At 75.0% G+C, this 17,212-nt stretch carries 14 protein-coding genes; 2 read left to right on the plus strand and 12 right to left on the minus strand.

Features of this window, described 5'->3' with window-relative positions; genetic code table 11:
- Nucleotides 1-258: 258 nt before the first annotated feature.
- Nucleotides 259-1,071, minus strand: a complete 813-nt coding sequence (locus tag ABZW03_RS07375; protein ID WP_355253503.1) for a methyltransferase domain-containing protein — start codon at nucleotides 1,069-1,071, stop codon at nucleotides 259-261.
- 418 nt (nucleotides 1,072-1,489) lie between these two features.
- Between ABZW03_RS07375 and ABZW03_RS07380 the strand changes: the two genes are divergently transcribed.
- Complete coding sequence (locus tag ABZW03_RS07380; protein WP_355253559.1) at nucleotides 1,490-1,948, plus strand: DinB family protein; 459 nt, start codon at nucleotides 1,490-1,492, stop codon at nucleotides 1,946-1,948.
- 15 nt (nucleotides 1,949-1,963) lie between these two features.
- On the opposite strand, the gene ABZW03_RS07385 is transcribed toward ABZW03_RS07380, so the two are convergent.
- Together ABZW03_RS07385 and ABZW03_RS07390 are read right to left on the minus strand one after the other, a co-directional pair.
- Nucleotides 1,964-2,458, minus strand: coding sequence for a hypothetical protein (locus ABZW03_RS07385; RefSeq protein ID WP_355253505.1), 495 nt, complete (start codon nucleotides 2,456-2,458; stop codon nucleotides 1,964-1,966).
- Between the two features lie 275 nt (nucleotides 2,459-2,733).
- Complete coding sequence (locus ABZW03_RS07390) at nucleotides 2,734-4,395, minus strand: CehA/McbA family metallohydrolase (protein ID WP_355253507.1); 1,662 nt, start codon at nucleotides 4,393-4,395, stop codon at nucleotides 2,734-2,736.
- Nucleotides 4,396-4,599: 204 nt separating this feature from the next.
- Here ABZW03_RS07390 and ABZW03_RS07395 point away from each other — a divergent pair, with 204 nt between their 5' ends.
- Nucleotides 4,600-5,532, plus strand: coding sequence for a polysaccharide deacetylase family protein (locus ABZW03_RS07395; RefSeq protein WP_355253509.1), 933 nt, complete (start codon nucleotides 4,600-4,602; stop codon nucleotides 5,530-5,532).
- A 48-nt stretch (nucleotides 5,533-5,580) separates the two neighbouring features.
- Here ABZW03_RS07395 and ABZW03_RS07400 read toward each other — a convergent pair whose 3' ends face one another.
- From ABZW03_RS07400 to ABZW03_RS07440, 9 genes are all read right to left on the minus strand, one after another.
- Nucleotides 5,581-5,964: a barstar family protein gene (locus tag ABZW03_RS07400; protein WP_355253511.1), complete on the minus strand. Its 384-nt coding sequence runs from the start codon at nucleotides 5,962-5,964 to the stop codon at nucleotides 5,581-5,583.
- A gap of 41 nt (nucleotides 5,965-6,005) precedes the next feature.
- Entirely contained in the window at nucleotides 6,006-6,659 is a 654-nt protein-coding gene (locus ABZW03_RS07405; protein ID WP_355253513.1) for a 4'-phosphopantetheinyl transferase superfamily protein, read from the minus strand.
- Nucleotides 6,660-6,824: 165 nt separating this feature from the next.
- Complete coding sequence (locus ABZW03_RS07410) at nucleotides 6,825-9,179, minus strand: arylsulfatase (protein WP_355253515.1); 2,355 nt, start codon at nucleotides 9,177-9,179, stop codon at nucleotides 6,825-6,827.
- Nucleotides 9,180-9,232: 53 nt separating this feature from the next.
- On the minus strand, nucleotides 9,233-10,828 hold the full coding sequence (locus ABZW03_RS07415) for an ABC transporter ATP-binding protein (RefSeq protein WP_355253517.1): 1,596 nt from the start codon (nucleotides 10,826-10,828) through the stop codon (nucleotides 9,233-9,235).
- Nucleotides 10,825-11,673, minus strand: a complete 849-nt coding sequence (locus ABZW03_RS07420) for an ABC transporter permease (RefSeq protein WP_355253519.1) — start codon at nucleotides 11,671-11,673, stop codon at nucleotides 10,825-10,827. The genes ABZW03_RS07415 and ABZW03_RS07420 overlap by 4 nt, the downstream gene beginning before the upstream one ends.
- A gap of 4 nt (nucleotides 11,674-11,677) precedes the next feature.
- Nucleotides 11,678-12,622, minus strand: coding sequence for an ABC transporter permease (locus ABZW03_RS07425; RefSeq protein WP_355253521.1), 945 nt, complete (start codon nucleotides 12,620-12,622; stop codon nucleotides 11,678-11,680).
- A gap of 19 nt (nucleotides 12,623-12,641) precedes the next feature.
- Nucleotides 12,642-14,228 carry an ABC transporter substrate-binding protein gene (locus ABZW03_RS07430; RefSeq protein WP_355253523.1) on the minus strand — a complete coding sequence of 529 codons (1,587 nt, stop codon included), beginning with the start codon at nucleotides 14,226-14,228 and terminating at the stop codon, nucleotides 12,642-12,644.
- A gap of 18 nt (nucleotides 14,229-14,246) precedes the next feature.
- Nucleotides 14,247-15,614 carry an ROK family protein gene (locus ABZW03_RS07435; RefSeq protein WP_355253525.1) on the minus strand — a complete coding sequence of 456 codons (1,368 nt, stop codon included), beginning with the start codon at nucleotides 15,612-15,614 and terminating at the stop codon, nucleotides 14,247-14,249.
- A 26-nt stretch (nucleotides 15,615-15,640) separates the two neighbouring features.
- Nucleotides 15,641-16,603, minus strand: a complete 963-nt coding sequence (locus tag ABZW03_RS07440; protein ID WP_355253527.1) for a TauD/TfdA family dioxygenase — start codon at nucleotides 16,601-16,603, stop codon at nucleotides 15,641-15,643.
- Nucleotides 16,604-17,212 lie beyond the last annotated feature (609 nt).

The following is a 17,212-nucleotide window of genomic DNA, read 5'->3' on the forward strand; positions in this document are numbered from 1 at the left end:
TTTTTTTTTGAGGTGCCCACTCCCTTTCTCCCCCCCCCCCCCCACCCCTGGGGGGCCGCCGCCGCCCCCCCCCGGGGAGGGTACGGGGAGGTCGACGTCGTCGGGCGGCCACGGGGGAGTCCCTCGCTCCCCACCCGGGAACGCTAGGACCGAACCCGCCGACGGGCTTGACCACCAGCGCCCACCCCTGGACCGACCGGGCACGGTCGGGCGCCAGGGCCGACGGACCCGAGGGCCGTCGACGCGCGGCGGTCGGGGTCAGATGCGGGTGGCGGTGACGACGTGGTAGTCGACGAGGCCGTCGCGCCAGGCGGTGAGGAAGTGGCGGGACCAGTGGGCGGTGGGGACGGTGTCGGTGAGGTAGCGGTCGAAGCCCGGCCAGACCTCGGCGCCGATGGAGTCGGTGGTGATGTCGGTGAAGCCGGAGCGGGTGAGGGCGGCGGTGAAGTCGTCGAGGGGGTGGGCGACGTCGAGGCCGTCGGCGAAGCTGGCGAGCAGGATCTTGAGGCGCTCGGCGGCGTCGGGGCCGGGGGCGGTGAAGAAGGTGGTCACGACGAGGCGGCCGCCGGAGCGCAGGACGCGGGCGCTCTCGCGGGCGAAGCCGGTCAGCTCGCGGAAGTGCTGGGCGGCCTCGACGGAGTAGACGCCGTCCAGGTAGCCGTCGGAGAACGGGAGTTCGTCCGCCGAGCCGAGGGTGTACGCCAGCCGATCGGGGTACGTCGCCAGGGCTCTCGCGTTGACGGCGCGGGCGCGCTCGATCTGGTCGGGGTGGATGTCCACGCCCGTCACCGCGGCGAAGCGGAACTCCCGCAGGGCGAGGGCGGCCCCCAGGCCGCGCCCGCAGCCCACCTCGGCCAGCCGCAGCCGTTCGCGCGGCTCCGGGAACTCCCGTAGCACCCGCCGGTAGAGCTGCTCCTGACTGCGGACCCGGTCGTCGGGGGTCGGGGCCGTCAGATCGATCCCCTGCCAGTAACCGAAATTGATGAATCCTCCTGCGAAGCTGGCCGCCTTGGCCAGATCGTCGGTGCCGTAGGTCCGGCGCACGGTCGGGGGGATGCGGTCCTGGTTCATGGCTTTCGGTTCCTCGGGACGGCGTGGTGGTCGGGGCTCTGTGAGGTGGAGCGGAACGGTACCTCGGCGCTGTGGGCGTGCCGAGGTACGTACCCAAACCCGTGGTTGTCCGAACACGTTACGTGATGGCGGACTGCCCGCTGTCCAGGGGGCCGTGGGGGGCGTGGTGGTGCTCCGAGGGGGCGCGGGGCACCACCACGCGACCGGGGGCGGCTACCGGGCGAGGTCGGCCGGGGCGCATGAAGACACCGGAGGGCACCCGGATGTGACAGGTGGACGCGCGCGTGCGGAAAACGCTTTCCGGGCGGGCCGGACGGTTCGCTACAGTCCGCGGGACGTCCGACCACCGCGAGGAGAACGCCCCGTGAACACCCCCGACGACCGCCCCGCCCCGCCGCTGACCGGCGGCGAGCGCGAGATGCTGCGCGGCTTCCTCGACTTCCACCGGGCGACCCTCGCCCTGAAGTGCGAGGGCCTGACCGACGAACAGCTGCGGCTGCGCTCCAGCCCGCCGTCCACGCTCAGCCTGCTCGGGCTGGTCCGGCACATGGCGGAGGTGGAGCGCACCTGGTTCCGCCGGGTGATCGACGGCGAGGACCTGCCGCTGGTCTGGTCCGAGGACGGCGACTACCAGGCCGCGTACGATCCCGACGGCGCCACCCGGGCCGAGGCCTTCGCCGCCTGGCGGACCGAGGTCGAGCACGCCCGGCGGATCGAGCTCGCCGCCGAGTCCCTCGACGTCACCGGCTACCAGGCCCGGTGGGACGCCGAGGTGTCGCTGCGGCTGGTGATGCTCCACCTGATCCACGAGTACGCCCGGCACAACGGGCACGCGGACTTCCTGCGGGAGGCGATCGACGGAGTGGTCGGCGCCTGACCGCGGTGGAGCGGGCTACCAGCCGAGCAGGTGGGTGCGGCGGGTGAGGGCGGCCAGCACGGAGGCGGCGGTGGCCTCGGGGGTGAGGGCGGTGGTGTCGAGGGTGTGGGTGGCGTCCTCGGGGGCCGCGCCCGGGTGCAGGACGACGTAGTGGAGGGCGGCGCCGGTGGTGCGGCTCTCGCGGCGGAAGGTGTCCAGGGCGGCCGGCTCGGCGGGGGCCTCCACCACGACCTGGTAGCCGCGGGTGGCGTACGCGAAGGCGGCCTGGGCGGCGGCGGCCAGGGCGGTGGCGTTCCGGCGGTCGGCCTCGGGCCGGGCGGGCGGGAGCCGGCCGTCGCGGATGACCCGCAGGAAGTCGTCCGTCCGCAGGTGGACGCCCGGGTCCAGCTCCCGGGCGAGCAGCTCCGCGACCGGGCTGTTCCCGGCCCCGGCCGGGTCGACGAGGACGAGGACGCCCCCGGCTCCCCGGCCGCCCCCGAGCTCCGGCCCACCTACGGTCGTACGGTTCACAGCTGCTGATCCCTTCGCGGGCCGGGGACGGTCGGGTAGCCGGGGGCGGGGCGGTCGGCGTGCGAAGGGGCTGGTCGGCCCGTATACCGGACAACCGACCGCCTCGTCCCTACGACTGATGCGTTTCGGGGATCAACCTAGTCCAAACGGGTGGCCCGAGTCGTCCCCCATCCGGTTCCTGGGCGGGTCGGCGGGTGGTCGGGCGCGGGTCGGCGGGAAGCCGGGGGCGGGTCGGCGGGGGCCGGGGGACCGCTGCGGACCTCCGCTGCGGACCCCTACCGGTCCTCGGTGCGCAGCACGATCGGGTTGGTGAGCGCCGCCATCGGCCCCCAGGGCAGCTCCGGGCCCATCGCGTTGCCCCTGCCCGGGGTGCCGTCCGCCTTCGGGTGGCGCACCTCGGCCCGGACGTACGCGGCGAGCGAGGCGGTGGTGCGCCAGACCACGGTGCCGGCGCCGTCGGCGGGCAGCGATTCCTGGTGCATCTGCCCCTCGTCGGTGAGGAGGCGGACCGTCCCGCCCGGCACCCCGGACACGGTGAGCCGGACGTCCAGCGGGGCGTCGGCCGGGACGGTCAGCTCCTCGCCGATGCCGGCCTGGCGGCCGTGCCCGGTGACGGTGAAGTCGAGCCGGACGGCGGCGGATTCGGCCAGCCAGCTGCGCCCGGCGCGCAGCCCGTCCAGGACCGCGTCCCGGCTGAGGTCCTCGGCCAGCACCACGGTGTGCGGGGAGCCGATGACCTGCGGCTCGCTGTGCGCGTCGCTGTTGCCGAGCGCGGGCAGCCAGCCGCGGCCCTCGCGCAGGGCGACGGCGAGCCGGCCGTCCCAGGTGTCCACCGCCGACTCGTCGTCGTACGTCCAGGGGCCGTTCCACACCTCGACGGCGTCGGCCCCCTCGTAGCCGAACTTCCACTGGCAGGCGACGTACGGGCAGTACGGGTGGGCGGGCACCACCAGGCCGCCGGCCCGGTGGACCTGGCGGACGAAGCGCGGGTACTCCTCGTCGCGCGAGCGGTAGCGCCAGTCGACGAACTGGCCGGCCTCCAGGCCGAGGGCGAGCCAGTGGCCGTTGCGGGTGGTGACCTCCTCGCCCGGCAGGACCAGCAGGTCGGGGCCGGCCAGCGGGCCCCAGACGGCGTGCGAGGAACTGGTGTTGTGGTCGGTGGAGACGATGAAGTCCAGGCCGGCCGCGCGGGCGCCGGCCGCCACCTCCTCGGGCGTGCGCCGCCCGTCGGAGTGGACGGTGTGCAGGTGGCAGTCGCCCCGGTACCAGGCCCGGCCGCGGCCGCGGGCCCGCTCCGCCGGGTAGTGCGGGGTGAACCGCGGCCCGGGCGCACCGAACCGGAGGGTGACCTCGACGTGGTACTCCAGGCCCTGCGGGGCGATCTGGTAGGGGCCGAGGACCACGTGCCAGGTGCCGGGGTTGATCGGGCCGGGGAGGTAGCCGGGGGTCGCGGCGCCGCGGGAGAGGCTGAACTCGGTGCGGAAGCCGCCGGACCAGCCGCGGAAGCCCGGGCCGCCGAGGTCGGTGCCGCGCTCGTCGAAGAGGCCGATGTCGCAGGAGTTGCCGGGGGTGCCGGACGGGACCTGCGGCTTGTCGTAGCGGTAGGAGACGGCGATCTCCCGGACGCCCTCGGGGACTTCGAAGGGGAGGTGGACGAAGTCGGGGGCGCCGGTGGGCAGGTGGCCGGTGAGGGTGAGGGTGCGGTCGGCGGGGGTGGCGCCTGCCGCGCCGGGGCCGTCGGCGTGCGCGGCGTGCGCGGGGCCCGCGGTGGCGGCCAGGCCGAGGGCGGTGGCGGCGCCGGTGGCGAGGCCGGTGCGGAGCAGGTCGCGGCGGGCGGGCCGTTGGCCGGTCGGTCGGTCGGCCGGCCGACCTGTCGGTTGGTCCGGCGGCTGGTCGGTCGGCTGGTCGGGGCGCGGGGTGCTGGGCTCGGTCGGCATCGCGGTCTCCGGATCGGGGCGGGCGGGTCGCTCGCGTGCCTACCCGGGTGAGTGAACCGGGGGTGAGTCGGGGCCCACGGCGGTGGGGCGGATCGGTGAAGAGGCGCCGGGCGGGGGCGGGGGCGAGTTGCGGGGAGTGACGATTGGTCGGTTCATAGTCATGTCATCGGTTTATATGAGAATTAGTGCGGATGGGAGACGGGCGTGTCGGTGAGTCGGCGGACGCTGCTGATGGTGGTGGCCGGAGGGGCCCTGGCGGGGTGCCGGACCCGGGCGGCGGGCACCGACTCGCCCTCGTCGGCCGGTGCCGTCCCGGCGGCCTCGTCGATACCGTCCGGCGGTCCGGTCGAGGCCGCCGCCGCGCCGACGCCCGCGCCGGAGGCGACACCGACGCCGGACCCCACGCCCACGCCCGTGCCGGAGCCCGCGCGGCAGCCGACCCGGGCCGAGGTGGAGGAACGGTACGGCGCGCAGGCCCCGGCCGAGTGGGGGCTGGAGGTGTCCGGGGTGATCACCGCCCTGCCGGAGGGCGAGAGCGCCACGGCACTGACCTTCGACGCCTGCGGCGGCCCCGGCGGCAACGGCTACGACGCCGACCTGATCGACTTCCTGCGGGCGCACGAGGTGCCGGCCACGCTCTTCCTGAACGCCCGCTGGATCGACGCCAACCCGGACGAGTTCGAGCGGCTCGCCGCCGACCCGCTGTTCGAGATCGGCAACCACGGCACCGCCCACCGCCCGCTCTCGGTCACCGGCCGCTCCGCCTACGGCATCGCCGGCACCCGGGACGTGGGCGAGGTGTACGACGAGGTGGCGGGCAACGCCGAGAAGCTCGCCGGACTGCTCGGGCACCCGCCCCGGTTCTTCCGCTCCGGCACCGCGCACTACGACGACGTCGCCACCCGGGTGGTCGCCGACCTGGGCCAGCGGGTGGCCGGCTTCACCGTGAACGGGGACGGCGGGGCGACGCTGCGGGCCGCCGAGGTGCGGCAGGAGGTCGCCTCCGCGCCGCCCGGCGCGATCGTGATCGGCCACCTGAACCATCCGGGCGGCGGCACCGCCCCCGGGGTGGCGGCGGCGGTGCCGGGGCTGCTCGCGGCGGGGCGGCGCTTCGTCCGGCTCTCGGACGTGCTGTAGCCGGAGGGGGTTCGTTCAGCTCGGACCGTTCAGCTCGGACCGGGCGGCTCAGGCCAGCCGCAGGCCGCCCGGGTGCTCCTCCTCGATGACCCGGACCAGCCGGTCGAAGACCGTCGGCCCCCGGCCGGCCCGGGCGGCGTCCAGCTCGGCGGTGACGTGCGCGCGGTTGGTCGGGTGGGCGCGGGCCAGCCGCAGCTCCAGCTGGCGGACCGTCTCCGGGTACCCGAGGTGGCGGCGGGAGGCCTCGTGGTGGCGCCACTCGATGACCCAGTCACCGTCCTCGGGCGTGCCGTAGCCGCCGCGCAGGCAGTCGGCGAAGGCGTCGAGGTTGCGGCCGAAGTAGCCGTCCTCGCCGATGGTCCGCCCGACCGCGTCCCAGAAGTCCTCCAGGGTCTCGACCCTGTCGCCGTCGATCACATAGGTCACCGTCACGGGGTCGAGGATATGCCGGGCCCGGGGCCGGCCGGGGCCGGTCAGGGGGCGACGGCGATCGCGGTGGCGAGCAGCCCGTCCCGGACCGCCCAGCGGCCGTCGAAGCCGTCGATCCGGCGGCCGCCGACCACCGGGCCGGGGACGAGCAGCCGGGCCGTGAAGGTGCCGTCGGGGGAGAGGTCCAGCTCGGCCTCGTCGAAGTCCAGGAAGAGCAGGGTCAGCGGGAACCAGGCCTTGTACACCGACTCCTTGGCGCTGAACAGGATGCGGTCCCACGGGACGTCCGGGTGCTCGGCCGTCAGCTTCGCGAGCCGCTGCCGCTCGACCGGCAGGGCGACGGCGTCCTGGACGCCCTCGGGCAGCGGCAGCGCGGGCTCGGCGTCGATGCCGACGGAGGCGAGGACGCCGGCCCGGGCCACGGCCGCCGCGCGGAAGCCGTCGCAGTGGGTGAGGCTGCCGACCACGCCGTCCGGCCAGCTCGGCGCGCCGCGCAGGCCCGGGACGAGCGGCCGGTACGGGACGCCGAGCCGGGCGAGGGCGGTCCGGGCGCAGTGCCGGACGGTGGTGAACTCGCGGCGCCGCTTGTCGACGGCCCGGGCGACGGCCGGCTCCTCCTCGGGCTCCAGCCGGGCCTCCGGCGGGTCGTCGTACGCCACCTCGGTCACCACGACGTCCGGCAGCAGGTCCCCGATCATCCGTTCCCCCCTCGGTCGGCCGCGCGGGTGATCGCCGCGCGGGACGAGGGTAACCCGGGCGGGGGGCCCGCGGTGGGCGATCTCGGCGGGGATCCCGCCCGGGGATCTCGCTCGGGGATCTCGCCGAGGGGACCGGGGACCGGGAGCCGCTGCCGGACGGCCCGGCTACTCGAAGGCGGCCGCCGCCTCGCGCAGCGCCCGGGCGACCGTCTCCGGGTCGTACGGCGCCGGCTCGCCGGGCAGGTAGGTGACGGAGTGCAGGGCGCCGGTGTAGCGGAACGAGCGGTGCCGCTCGTGCACCGGCCAGGAGACCGGGGACTTGCGGTCGATGCCGACGCTGATGCCCTGGAACGGGGCCATGCCGATCAGCTGGTGGACCGGGCCGAGCCGGCCGGCGCCGCCCGGCGGCTCGGCGCCGTCCACGAGCAGCCGGAACTCCCACTTCAGGTCGGCGACGGCGGTGGCCGCCAGGGTGACCAGCCGGGTGCCGGCCGGCAGCGGGCCGGCGTCGGCCTCCAGCAGCTCGCCGTACTGGTTGTAGGCGAGGCGCAGCCGGCCGTCCTCGACGTAGAGGCTGTAGCCGCCGCCCTGGTCGCCGTGCGAGACCAGGACGCCCTGGTCGCCCGGCCGGTAGCCGTCCAGCGCGACCTCGACCGTGAAGGAGCGGAAGGAGATCAGCCGGGAGGAGCGATAGCGCTCCAGCTCGGGGGTGCCGGCCAGCAGGGTGACCGGGCGGCGCAGCCGTTCCGCCTCGGGGCCGCGCCGGGCGAGGCCGCCGCCGTCGGCCAGCGGGAAGACCCCGTTCCGCCAGGCGGCGGCCTCCCAGGCGGCGGACAACTCCTTGACCAGGTCCGGGTGTTCGGCGGCGAGGTCGTGGATCTCGGTGGGGTCGGTGCGCAGGTCGTACAGCGCCCACTCGCCGTCGTCGTACGGGGTGCCGGGCCGGTGCAGGGTGACCAGCTTCCAGCCGTCGCGGTAGTAGCTGCGGTTGCCGGTCATCTCGCAGTACTGCTCGTGGTGGGTGCTGGGCGCGGCGCCGTCGCGCAGCACGGAGGCGAAGCTGGTGCCGTCGAGCTCCTGGACCGGCTGGAGCCGGCGCTCCGACGGCCGTGCCACGCCCGCGAGTTCGAGCAGGGTGGGCAGGAGGTCGGTGACGTACTGGTACTGGGCGCGGACGCCGGTGTCGCCCTCGGTGCGCGGCAGGCCGGCCGGCCAGGAGAGCACGAAGGGGACGCGGACGCCGCCCGCGTAGGTCTGGCCCTTGTAGAGCCGGAACGGGGTGTTGGAGGCCATGCCCCAGCCGCGCGGGTAGTGGACCAGGCTCCGCGGGCCGCCGATCAGCTCGATCTCGCGCTCGACGTCCGGGTTCCAGTCGGCCGGGAGGGCCGGGTGGTGGACGAAGCGGCTGAAGTAGCTGCGGGTGCCCTCGGCGCCGCCCTCGCCGGTGCCGCCGTTGTCACTGGTGAACACGATGACGGTGTTGTCGAGTTCGCCGAGGGCGGCCAGGGTGTCGGTGAGCCGGCCGAGGTTCTGGTCGACGTTGTCGACCATCGCCGCGTACACCTCCATGTAGCGGGCGTACAACTTCTGCTGGACGTCGGTGAGTTCGTCCCAGGGGCCGACCTCGTACCCGGCCTCGGAGTTGCGCTCGGGCAGCTCGGTGCCGGGCGGGAAGTGGCCGGCCGCCAGCTGGCGGGCGAAGCGGGTGCGGCGCAGCTCGTCCCAGCCGCCGTCGTAGCGGCCGCGGTGCCGGGCGAGGTCCTCGGGCTTGGCCTGGAGCGGGCCGTGCACGGCGTTGTGGGCGAGGTAGAGGAAGAAGGGCTTGTCGGCGTCGTGGGCGCGCAGCGAGGTGACCATCTTGACGGCCTGGTCGGTGATGTCGTCGGTGTAGTAGTAGCCGTCGGGGAACTCGTCGATGTCCAGAGGGCTGTTGTCGCGGACGAGTTGGTGCGGGTGGAAGAGGCTGGTCAGTCCCTCCAGGACGCCGTAGTACTGGTCGAAGCCCTTCTGCAGCGGCCAGTTGGCGCGGTCGTCGGCGGCGTTGGAGGCGGAGTCCCGGGTGAGGTGCCACTTGCCGACGGCGTAGGTGGCGTACCCGGCGTCGTGCAGCAGCTCGGCCAGGGTGGGGATGTCCCCGGCGACCTCCATGCCGTAGCCGGGGAAGCCCGGGTCGGCGTTGGCGACGAAGGAGTAGCCGACCCGGTGCGGGTTGAGTCCGGTGAGCAGGGCCGCCCGGGCGGGGGAGCAGAGCGGCATGGTGTGGTAGTTGGCGAGCCGGACGCCGGTGGCGGCGAGGCGGTCCAGGGTCGGGGTGGGGATCTCGGCGCCGAACGGGCCGATGTCGCTGTAGCCCATGTCGTCGACCAGCACGACCACGATGTTGGGCGCGCCCTCGCGCGGGCGGACCGGCCGCGGCCAGGCGGGGGTGGACTCGGCGAAGGTGCGGCCGACGGTGCCGGGGAAGCCGGCGTACGGGTCGCGGCGGTGCGGGTTCGGGTGCGGTTCGGGCGCGGTGCTCATGGCGGGGTGCTCCGGGGTGGGTGGGGCTGGAGTGGCTGGGGGCGGGCGGTGGCTCAGGCGGCGGACGGGGCGGGCTCCAGACTCGGTACGGCGGCCAACAGCTCGGCCGTGTAGGGGTGTTCGGGCGCGGTGACGACCCGGTCGGCCGGCCCGGTCTCGACGATCCGGCCGCGGTGCATCACCGCGATCCGGTGGCTGACCTGGCGGACCACCGCCAGGTCGTGGGCGATGAACAGGACGGCCAGGCCGAGTTCGCGCTGGAGCCGGGCGAGCAGCTCGATCACCTGGGCCTGCACCGAGACGTCCAGCGCGGAGACCGGCTCGTCGCAGATCAGCACGCTCGGCTCGGGTGCCAACGCCCGGGCGATGCCGATGCGTTGGCGCTGGCCGCCGGAGAACTCGCGCGGGTGGCGGTCGGCCGTGGCCGGGTCCAGCCCGACCTGCTCCAGCAGTTCGGCGACCCGGGCGGCGCGCTGCTCCCGGTCGCCGAGGCGGTGGGCGATCAGCGGCTCGGCCACGATCTGCCCGGCGGTCAGCCGGGGGTTGAGCGAGGAGTACGGGTCCTGGAAGACGAGTTGGACCTCGCGGTGCGGCCGCCGCCGGTCGAGTTCCCCGCCGCGGAAGCGGATGCTGCCGCCGGACGGCGCGTGCGCCCCCACCAGCGCCCGGGCCAGGGTGGACTTCCCGGAACCGGACTCGCCGACCAGGCCCAGCGTCTCGCCGGGGTGCAGGTCGAGGTCGACGCCGTGCAGCGCGGTGACGGCGCGCCGCCGGGAGCCGTACGTCTTGGTCAGGCCGCGGACGGTGAGCAGCGGCTGAACGCCGGGGGTGCTGTTGGCGGCCGCCCGGGAGGGCTCCTCCAGGCGCGGGACGGCGGCCAACAGCTCGCGGGTGTAGGGGTGTTCGGGCCGGGCGAGGAGGTCGGCGGTGGTGCCGCTCTCGACCACCCGGCCGTGCCGCATGACCAGCAGCCGGCGGCAGGTCCGGGCGATCACCCCGAGGTCGTGGCTGATCACCACGAGGGCCGTGCCGGTCTCCCGGTTGATCCGGGCCAGCAGGTTCAGGATCTGCTGCTGGACGGTCGGGTCGAGGGCGGTGGTCGGCTCGTCGGCGACCAGCACCTCGGCGTCGTGGGCCAGCGCGAGGGCGATCGTGACGCGCTGGCGCTGGCCGCCGGAGAACCGGTGCGGGTGGTCGCGCAGCCGCCCGGCGGCGTCGGGGATGCCGACCAGGTCGAGCAACTCGACGGCCCGGGCCCGCCGTTCCGCCTTCCGGAGCCGGCTGCCGTGGGCGCGCAGCGCCTCGTCCAGCTGGCGGCCGACGGTGAGCACGGGGTTGAGCGAGGACATCGGGTCCTGGAAGACCATGGCGATCCGCCGGCCGCGCAGGGCGCGCAGCGCGTCCTCGGGGAGCGCGGCGAGGTCCTGCCCGGCGAGTTCGACCGAGCCGGCGGTGATCCGGCCGGCGGGCGGCAGCATCCGCAGCAGGGCGAGCGCGGTGGTGGACTTGCCGGAGCCGGACTCGCCGACGATGCCGAGGGTGTCGCCCGCGGCGAGGTCGAAGGAGACGCCGTCCACGGCGGCCGGGCCCGGGGCACGGGGGTCGCCGAACCGTACGGTGAGGTCGGTGGTGCGGAGCACGGTGGTCATCGGCGGATCCCCCGGTTCAGGGCCTCGGCGATCAGCGTGAAGCCGAGCACCAGCGCGGTGGTGGCGGCCAGCGGGGCGGCCGCGAAGGTCGGGTCGGTGGCCAGGTAGGCGACGGACTGGCTGAGGATGCTGCCCAGGGTGGGCTCCGGCGGGCGGACGCCGAGGCCGAGGAAGCTCATCGCGCCCTCGATGAACACGCCGAGCGAGAGCGCCACGGCGGTCTGCACGATCAGCGGGTCGACGGCGTTGGGCAGCACGTGCCGCAGCAGCACCCGGGCCCGGGAGGCGCCGCCGACCCGGGCGGCCAGGGCGTACTCGCGCTCCCGCTGGACCAGGATGCCGGCCCGCAACTGCCGCCCGAACCCCGGGATCTCGGCCAGCGCGACGACGATCACCACCGGCCAGCGGCCGGGGCCGAGGACGGCGGTCACCGCCAGCGCGAGGATCAGCCCGGGGAAGGCGAGCAGCAGGTCGAAGGCGCGCTGGACGGCGAGGTCGGCCCACCGGGAGGTGGCCGCGAGCAGGGCGGCGGAGCAGCCGAGCAGGGCGCCGACCGGGACGGCGGTGACGATCAGCGCGAGGTCGGTGCCGATGCCGTGCAGCACCCGGCTGTACAGGTCGCGGCCGAGGTCGTCGGTGCCGAAGGGGTGCGCGGCGCTGGGGCCGGCCAGGGCGAGCGCGCTCTGGGCGTTCGGGTCGGTGCCGGTGAGCAGCGGTGCGAGCAGCCCGGCCAGGGCGACGGTGCCGACCAGGACGAGACCGGTCAGGCCGCGCCCGCTGAGCAGGGCGGAGCGGTAACGGCCGCGCGGTGCGGCCGACGTGAGGGGAAGGGTGGCGGTGGTCATCGGGTCACTCCCAGCGGATCCGGGGGTCGAGCCAGGTGTAGGCCAGGTCGGTGAGCAGTTGGACGGCCACGTAGACCGCGACCACGAGCAGCAGCAGGTCCTGCACCACGGGGTAGTCCCGGCGCAGCACGCCCTGCTCGATCAGCTGGCCGAGGCCCGGCCAGGCGAAGATCCGCTCCACCAGGACGGCCCCGGCGACGAGGTGGCCGATCTGGAGGCCGAGCACGGTCACGGCGGAGGGCAGCGCGTTGGGCAGCGCGTGCCGCCAGACGATCCGCCGCCGGGAGACGCCGAGCGCGGTCGCGGTGCGGACGTAGTCCTCGGCCAGGGCGCGTTCGATGCCGTCCTTGAGGTAGCGGGCCAGGACGGCGGCGCTGGGCAGGGCCAGGCAGATGGCGGGCATCGCCAGGTACTGCACGGCGAGGTCCGGTTCCGCCAGCAGGGACTCGTGCCCGCCGGCCGGGAGCAGTTCGAAGGAGACGGCGAACAGCAGGACCAGCAGCACGCCGGTGACGAACGGCGGGACGGCCAGGATGCCGGTGGTGACGGCCTGGACGGCGGCGGCGACCGGGCGGCGCCGGGTGGTGGCGCCGGCCACGGCCAGCGGCAGGGCGATCAGCACCACCAGCAGCAGGGCGCCGAGGGTGAGTTGGGCGGTGGCACCGAGGCCGTTGCCGATCAGGTCGGCGACCTGGCCGCCGATCGCGTAGCTCGGCCCGAGGTCGCCGCTCAGCAGGTGGCCGAGCCAGCTCAGGTACTGGCCGAACAGCGGTTGGTCGAGGCCGAGTTGGCCGCGGATGGCCTCGACGGCGGCGGGCGTGGCGTCCGGCCCGGCCAGCGTGGTCGCCGGGTCCCCGGGGATCAGCCGGAGGATCAGGAAGACCAGGAAGGAGGCGAGGACCAGGACGAGCAGTCCGCTGGGGAGGCGTTTCAGGAGGAAGGTGCGCATGGGTTCCGGGCCGTCCTGCTCAGGCCGTGAGGTAGGCGTCGTCGAGGTTGAGGTAGCCGAACTTGTTGAGCGTGACGCCCCGGGCCCGTTGGCCCGTGACCTCGACCAGTCCGGCGATGGCGAGGTCGATCACGAACTCCTCCTCCAGCAGCAGGTCGGTGATCTGCTGGTGGAGCGCCCTGGCCTCGGGGCTGTCGCCGGCGCTGCGGTTCCAGGCCCGCTGCACCACGTCGGTGTAGCCGGGCGAGGAGTAACGGGAGCTGTTCCTGGCCTCGTTGAAGGGGTAGGCGCTCACCGCGAGGGTGGCGGGCTGGAGTTGGGCGAAGCCGTGGCTGAGCGTCCACAGGGCGGGCATGGACTGGGAGATCAACTGCTTCTGCATGGTCGGCGAGTCGGCCGGCTGGAGCACCGTCTCGATGCCGACCTGCTGGAGGTCGTACTGGAGGATCTGCGCGATGGCGGTCGCCCCGGGTTCGTTGGAGTGGGCGAAGGGCAGGGTGATGCGCTCCGCGCCCGCCTCCCGCAGCAGCGCGCGGGCCCGCTCCGGGTCGTGCCGGTAGTGGGTGGCGCCCGCCTCGGTGTAGGCGGGGGAGGACCTGGGCCAGGGCACCGAGGAGGCGGTGCCGTAGCCGCCGAGGGCCTGCTGGACGAGCCGGTCGCGGTCGACGGCCCAGGCGATGGCCTGGCGGACGCGCTTGTCGCGGACGTGCTCGGCGGTGACGTCGACGCCGATGTAGTGGGCGCCGGCGCCGGTGTCGTACTGCTTGATCCGGAACCGCGGGTCGGTGCGCAGGGCGGCGGCGTCCTTGCCGCGGACGGCGTAGGACAGGTGGGTCTGGCCGGTCCTGAGCGAGGACAGCAGCGACTCCGCCTGCGGGATGATCCGGACCTCCACGCCGTCGAGGTACGGGCGGCCGGGGTTCCAGTAGTGCTCGTTGCGGGCGAAGGAGAGCGAGGAGCCGGGCTTGCGGTCGGTGAGGGCGAACGGGCCGGTGCCGATCAGCCGGGTGCCGGCGACGGCCTCCTCGACGGTCTCCCGGTCCGGGACGATCATGAACTCGAAGAGGTCGAAGAGGTTGCTGACCGGGTGGGCGAGCACCAGGGTCAGTTCGAAGTCCCCGTTCCGGCGGAAGTCGGTGACGGCGGCGGCGGTGGAGCGCAACTGGGCCGAGCGGGCCGGGTTCTGGAGGTTCCGGACGGCGAAGACGACGTCCTCGGCGGTGAACCGGCGGCCGCTGTGGAACAGCACGTCCTCGCGCAGCCGGAGCGTGACGCTCAGGCCGTCCGGGGAGGTCTCCCAGGAGGTGGCCAGCTCGGGCTGCGGCTGGAGCCGGTCGTCGTACCGGGTGAGGGTGTTGAAGACGAGGCGCTGGACGAGGGTGTTGGCGCTCACCGCGAACAGCAGGCTCGGGGTGACGTCGATGCCGGCCGCGACGGTCAGCACGCCGCCCCGGCGCGGGGAGCCGGCGTCCACGGCGGCGGCCGCGTTCCTGGCGTGCTCGACGGCCGACCGGCAGCCCGCGAGCGTCAGCAGGCCGGCACCGGCGAGGCCCGCGCGCAGCAGGGCGCGGCGGCTCGGGACGGGGGGACGGGGGAGCGCGGTCATGGCGGTCCTTCGGGGCGGTTACGGATGGTGGGCGGCGCGGGGTGCGGTGAGCGGGTGGACCGGCCGGGTGCGGGGTGCGGTGGGTGCGCTGACGCGCCGGGTGCGGGGCGAGCCGGGTGCGTCGACCGACCGGGTGCGGGGTGAGGCGGGCGCGTCGACCGACCCCGAGCGGGGCGAGGTGAGCGCGTCGACCGGCCGGGCGTACAGCTCCCCGAGCACCGGCGCTCCGGCGGCCACGGCGAGCACGTCCCGGCCGCGCTGCTGGGCGATCAGCAGGCCGGCGTCCCGGTGCAGGTGCGAGCGGAGCGCGAACTCGTCCCGGACGACGTCGAGATGGGCCGGATCGAGGAGGGCGAAGGTCTCGGTCAGCACCACCAGGTCGGGGTTGACCACGTCGGCCAGCAGGGCGAGCGCGCGGCCGATGATCCGGGCCCGGTTGCGGACCAGCCGGTTCGCCGTCGGGTCGCCGCGCCGCACGGCGGCGATCAGCTGGGCCCGGTCCGGCCCGTCGGTGACCCCCTCGGCGGCGGCCGCCGCGAACAGCGTGGTGTCCGAGGCGGCCACCGAGAGACAGCCGAGCCGGCCGCAGGGGCAGCGCTCCCGGCTGTCCGCCTCCGGGTCGGTGACCGTCCCGGAGACCGGGAGGTGGCCGAGGTCGCCGGTGGGGGAGGGCGGGCCCAGGTGGACGGTTCCGGCGACCGCCAGCGCCGCGTCCACCACGTGGCCGACGAACAGCTGGACCATGCTGCGGCGGGCCGCCGGGTGGCCGAAGAGGATCTCCGCCTGGGTGAGCGCCCGGGCGTGGTTGTCCACCTGGACGGGCAGCCCGGTGGCGTTCACCAGCAGCTCGCGCAGCGGCACGTTCCGCCAGCCGAGCGGATCGTGGCGGTGGACCACACCGCTCGCCGGGTCGACCGAGCCGCCGGTGACGGCGCCCAGCCCGACCACCGCCCGGTCGCCGCGCAGGGTGTCGATCAGCCGGGGCAGCCGGGCCAGCAGCGGCTCCAGCAGCTCGGGCCCGGTGCCGCGGTGCGGGACCTCCTTGCGCCGCAGCACCCGGCCGCGCAGGTCGAGCAGCGCGACGGTGGTGAACGGCAGGCCGATGTGCAGCCCGGCCACGGCGAGCCGGTCCGGGTCGACGTCGAGCGGCAGTTGCGGGCGGCCCAGCGAGCCGCTGCCGCCGACGGCCAACTCGGGGCGCTCGTACAGGAGTCCGAGCCGGACCAGGTCCACCGCCTGCCGGGAGACGGCCGAGGCGCTGAGCCCGGTGAGCGCGGCGACCCGGCTGCGGGCGATCGGCCCGTGGTCGAGCACCGTGCGCAGGACGGCGGAGGCGTTGGCGTCGCGGCGGTCGTCGCCGGGGCGGGGGGCGGTGGACGTGGTCACGGGCGTCGTTCCTCCGCTGCTCCCGGTCAGTTGGCCGCTTCGAGCTCCTCGGCGGGCACCAGGCCCGGCACCCGCGGCGGGTCGGCGGGCTCCAGCAGCCGGCTCGGGGCGCCGTCCGCGCCGACCGGCAGGTCGCCGTCCAGGGTGATCCGGCGCACCAGGCGCGGCTCGTCGCCGTAGTCGGCGACCGCGTAGTGCTGGGTGGCGCGGTTGTCCCAGATCGCCACGTCGCCGACCTGCCAGTCCCAGCGGACGGTGTTCTCCAGCCGCTCCACGTAGCGCTGGAAGAGGTCGATCAGGGCCTTGCTGTCGTCGCCCGAGACACCCTGGATCCGCTGCGCGAAGCCGCCCAGCAGCAGGGACTTCTCGCCGGTCACCGGGTGGACCCGGACCACCGGGTGCTCGGTCCTGAAGGCGGTGGAGACGAACACCTCCCGGAACAGCCTGGCGACCTCGGCGTTGTCCGCCAGCTCGGGCCGCAGGGCCTGCCGGGCGGCGTAGTCGTAGTCGTTGGTGTGGACGGCGCGCAGGCTCTCGGCGAGCGTCTTCAGCGGGGCCGGCAGGTCCCGGTAGGCGGCCGCGGTGTTGGCCCAGACGGTGCTGCCGCCGGCCGGCGGGAGCTCCAGGGAGCGCAGGATCGAGGCCTTGGGGTACGACGGGACGAAGGTCACGTCGGTGTGCCAGTTGTTGGCGCGCACGCCCTTGGTGGCGTCCAGCTCGAAGATGTAACGGCCGTCCGCGCTGGGCACGGTGGGGTGGCCGACCGGGTGGCCGAGCAGCCGGGCGAAGGCCTCGTGCTCGGCGTCGTCCAGGTGCTGCTGGCCGCGGAAGAAGAGCACCTTGTGCTCGTACAGGGCGGCCTCCAGGGCGGCGACCGTCTCGGCGGGGAGGTCGCCGCCGAGGCGCACGTCGTGCACGATCGCGCCGATCCGGCCGGCGGCGGGGGTGAGGCGGAGTGCGGTCGGGGCAGTGGCGGGGGCGGTGGTCATGGCGGGGCCCTTTCGGGGTGCGGTGACGGTGGGTGCGGTGACGCGCCGGGCGTGGTGATGCCCCGACGTGGTGACGCCCGACGTGGTGACGACGAATCCGGTGACGGTGCGTCACCTCGTGCGGGTGTGCCGGCGTACGGCTCCGCGGCGCGGGAAGCGGCGTGCGGGTGTGCGGTACGGGCGTGGCGGTCCGGCGCGGCGGACGGTCAGCGGGCGAGCACGCCGCGACAACAACGGCGCGGGCAGCGACAGGGGACGGGGCGGACGGCGGAGTGCATCGCCCCTCCTTCCTGCTTGCTGCGAGTGGGCTCGGGCCTCATCGTGCTGAACCGGCCGGGCCCCTGTCAATCGTCATCTTGGCTGGTGGGAGCGGGTGTTGCCGGTTCGTTTCGGCCGCTTGCGGTTCTTTGCGGCGTGTTGCCGCGGATGACGGCGGGATGGCGGGCGCACTGCGGGCGGGCGTTCGGGCTTGTCGCCCGGGCACGGGGTTACTAATTTTCGGAGCGGAAGTAATCCGGGCCGGCGCGGGCGGTTCCCGCCCCGGTGCCGACGCCTGCCCGGATATCGGTTCGACGGTGACGCTCGGTCACCAGGGCGCGGTCCGGCCCG

Source organism: Kitasatospora sp. NPDC004799, from assembly GCF_040609095.1.
In the GTDB taxonomy this organism is placed as follows: Bacteria; Actinomycetota; Actinomycetes; order Streptomycetales; family Streptomycetaceae; genus Kitasatospora.

Bases quoted from the DNA above. Each gene is read 5' to 3' on its own strand.
- ABZW03_RS07375 (WP_355253503.1), bottom strand. From the start codon at position 1,071: ATGAACCAGGACCGCATCCCCCCGACCGTGCGCCGGACCTACGGCACC.
- ABZW03_RS07380 (WP_355253559.1), top strand. From the start codon at position 1,490: ATGCTGCGCGGCTTCCTCGACTTCCACCGGGCGACCCTCGCCCTGAAG.
- ABZW03_RS07390 (WP_355253507.1), bottom strand. From the start codon at position 4,395: ATGCCGACCGAGCCCAGCACCCCGCGCCCCGACCAGCCGACCGACCAG.
- ABZW03_RS07405 (WP_355253513.1), bottom strand. From the start codon at position 6,659: ATGATCGGGGACCTGCTGCCGGACGTCGTGGTGACCGAGGTGGCGTAC.
- ABZW03_RS07410 (WP_355253515.1), bottom strand. From the start codon at position 9,179: ATGAGCACCGCGCCCGAACCGCACCCGAACCCGCACCGCCGCGACCCG.
- ABZW03_RS07415 (WP_355253517.1), bottom strand. From the start codon at position 10,828: ATGACCACCGTGCTCCGCACCACCGACCTCACCGTACGGTTCGGCGAC.
- ABZW03_RS07420 (WP_355253519.1), bottom strand. From the start codon at position 11,673: ATGACCACCGCCACCCTTCCCCTCACGTCGGCCGCACCGCGCGGCCGT.
- ABZW03_RS07425 (WP_355253521.1), bottom strand. From the start codon at position 12,622: ATGCGCACCTTCCTCCTGAAACGCCTCCCCAGCGGACTGCTCGTCCTG.
- ABZW03_RS07430 (WP_355253523.1), bottom strand. From the start codon at position 14,228: ATGACCGCGCTCCCCCGTCCCCCCGTCCCGAGCCGCCGCGCCCTGCTG.
- ABZW03_RS07440 (WP_355253527.1), bottom strand. From the start codon at position 16,603: ATGACCACCGCCCCCGCCACTGCCCCGACCGCACTCCGCCTCACCCCC.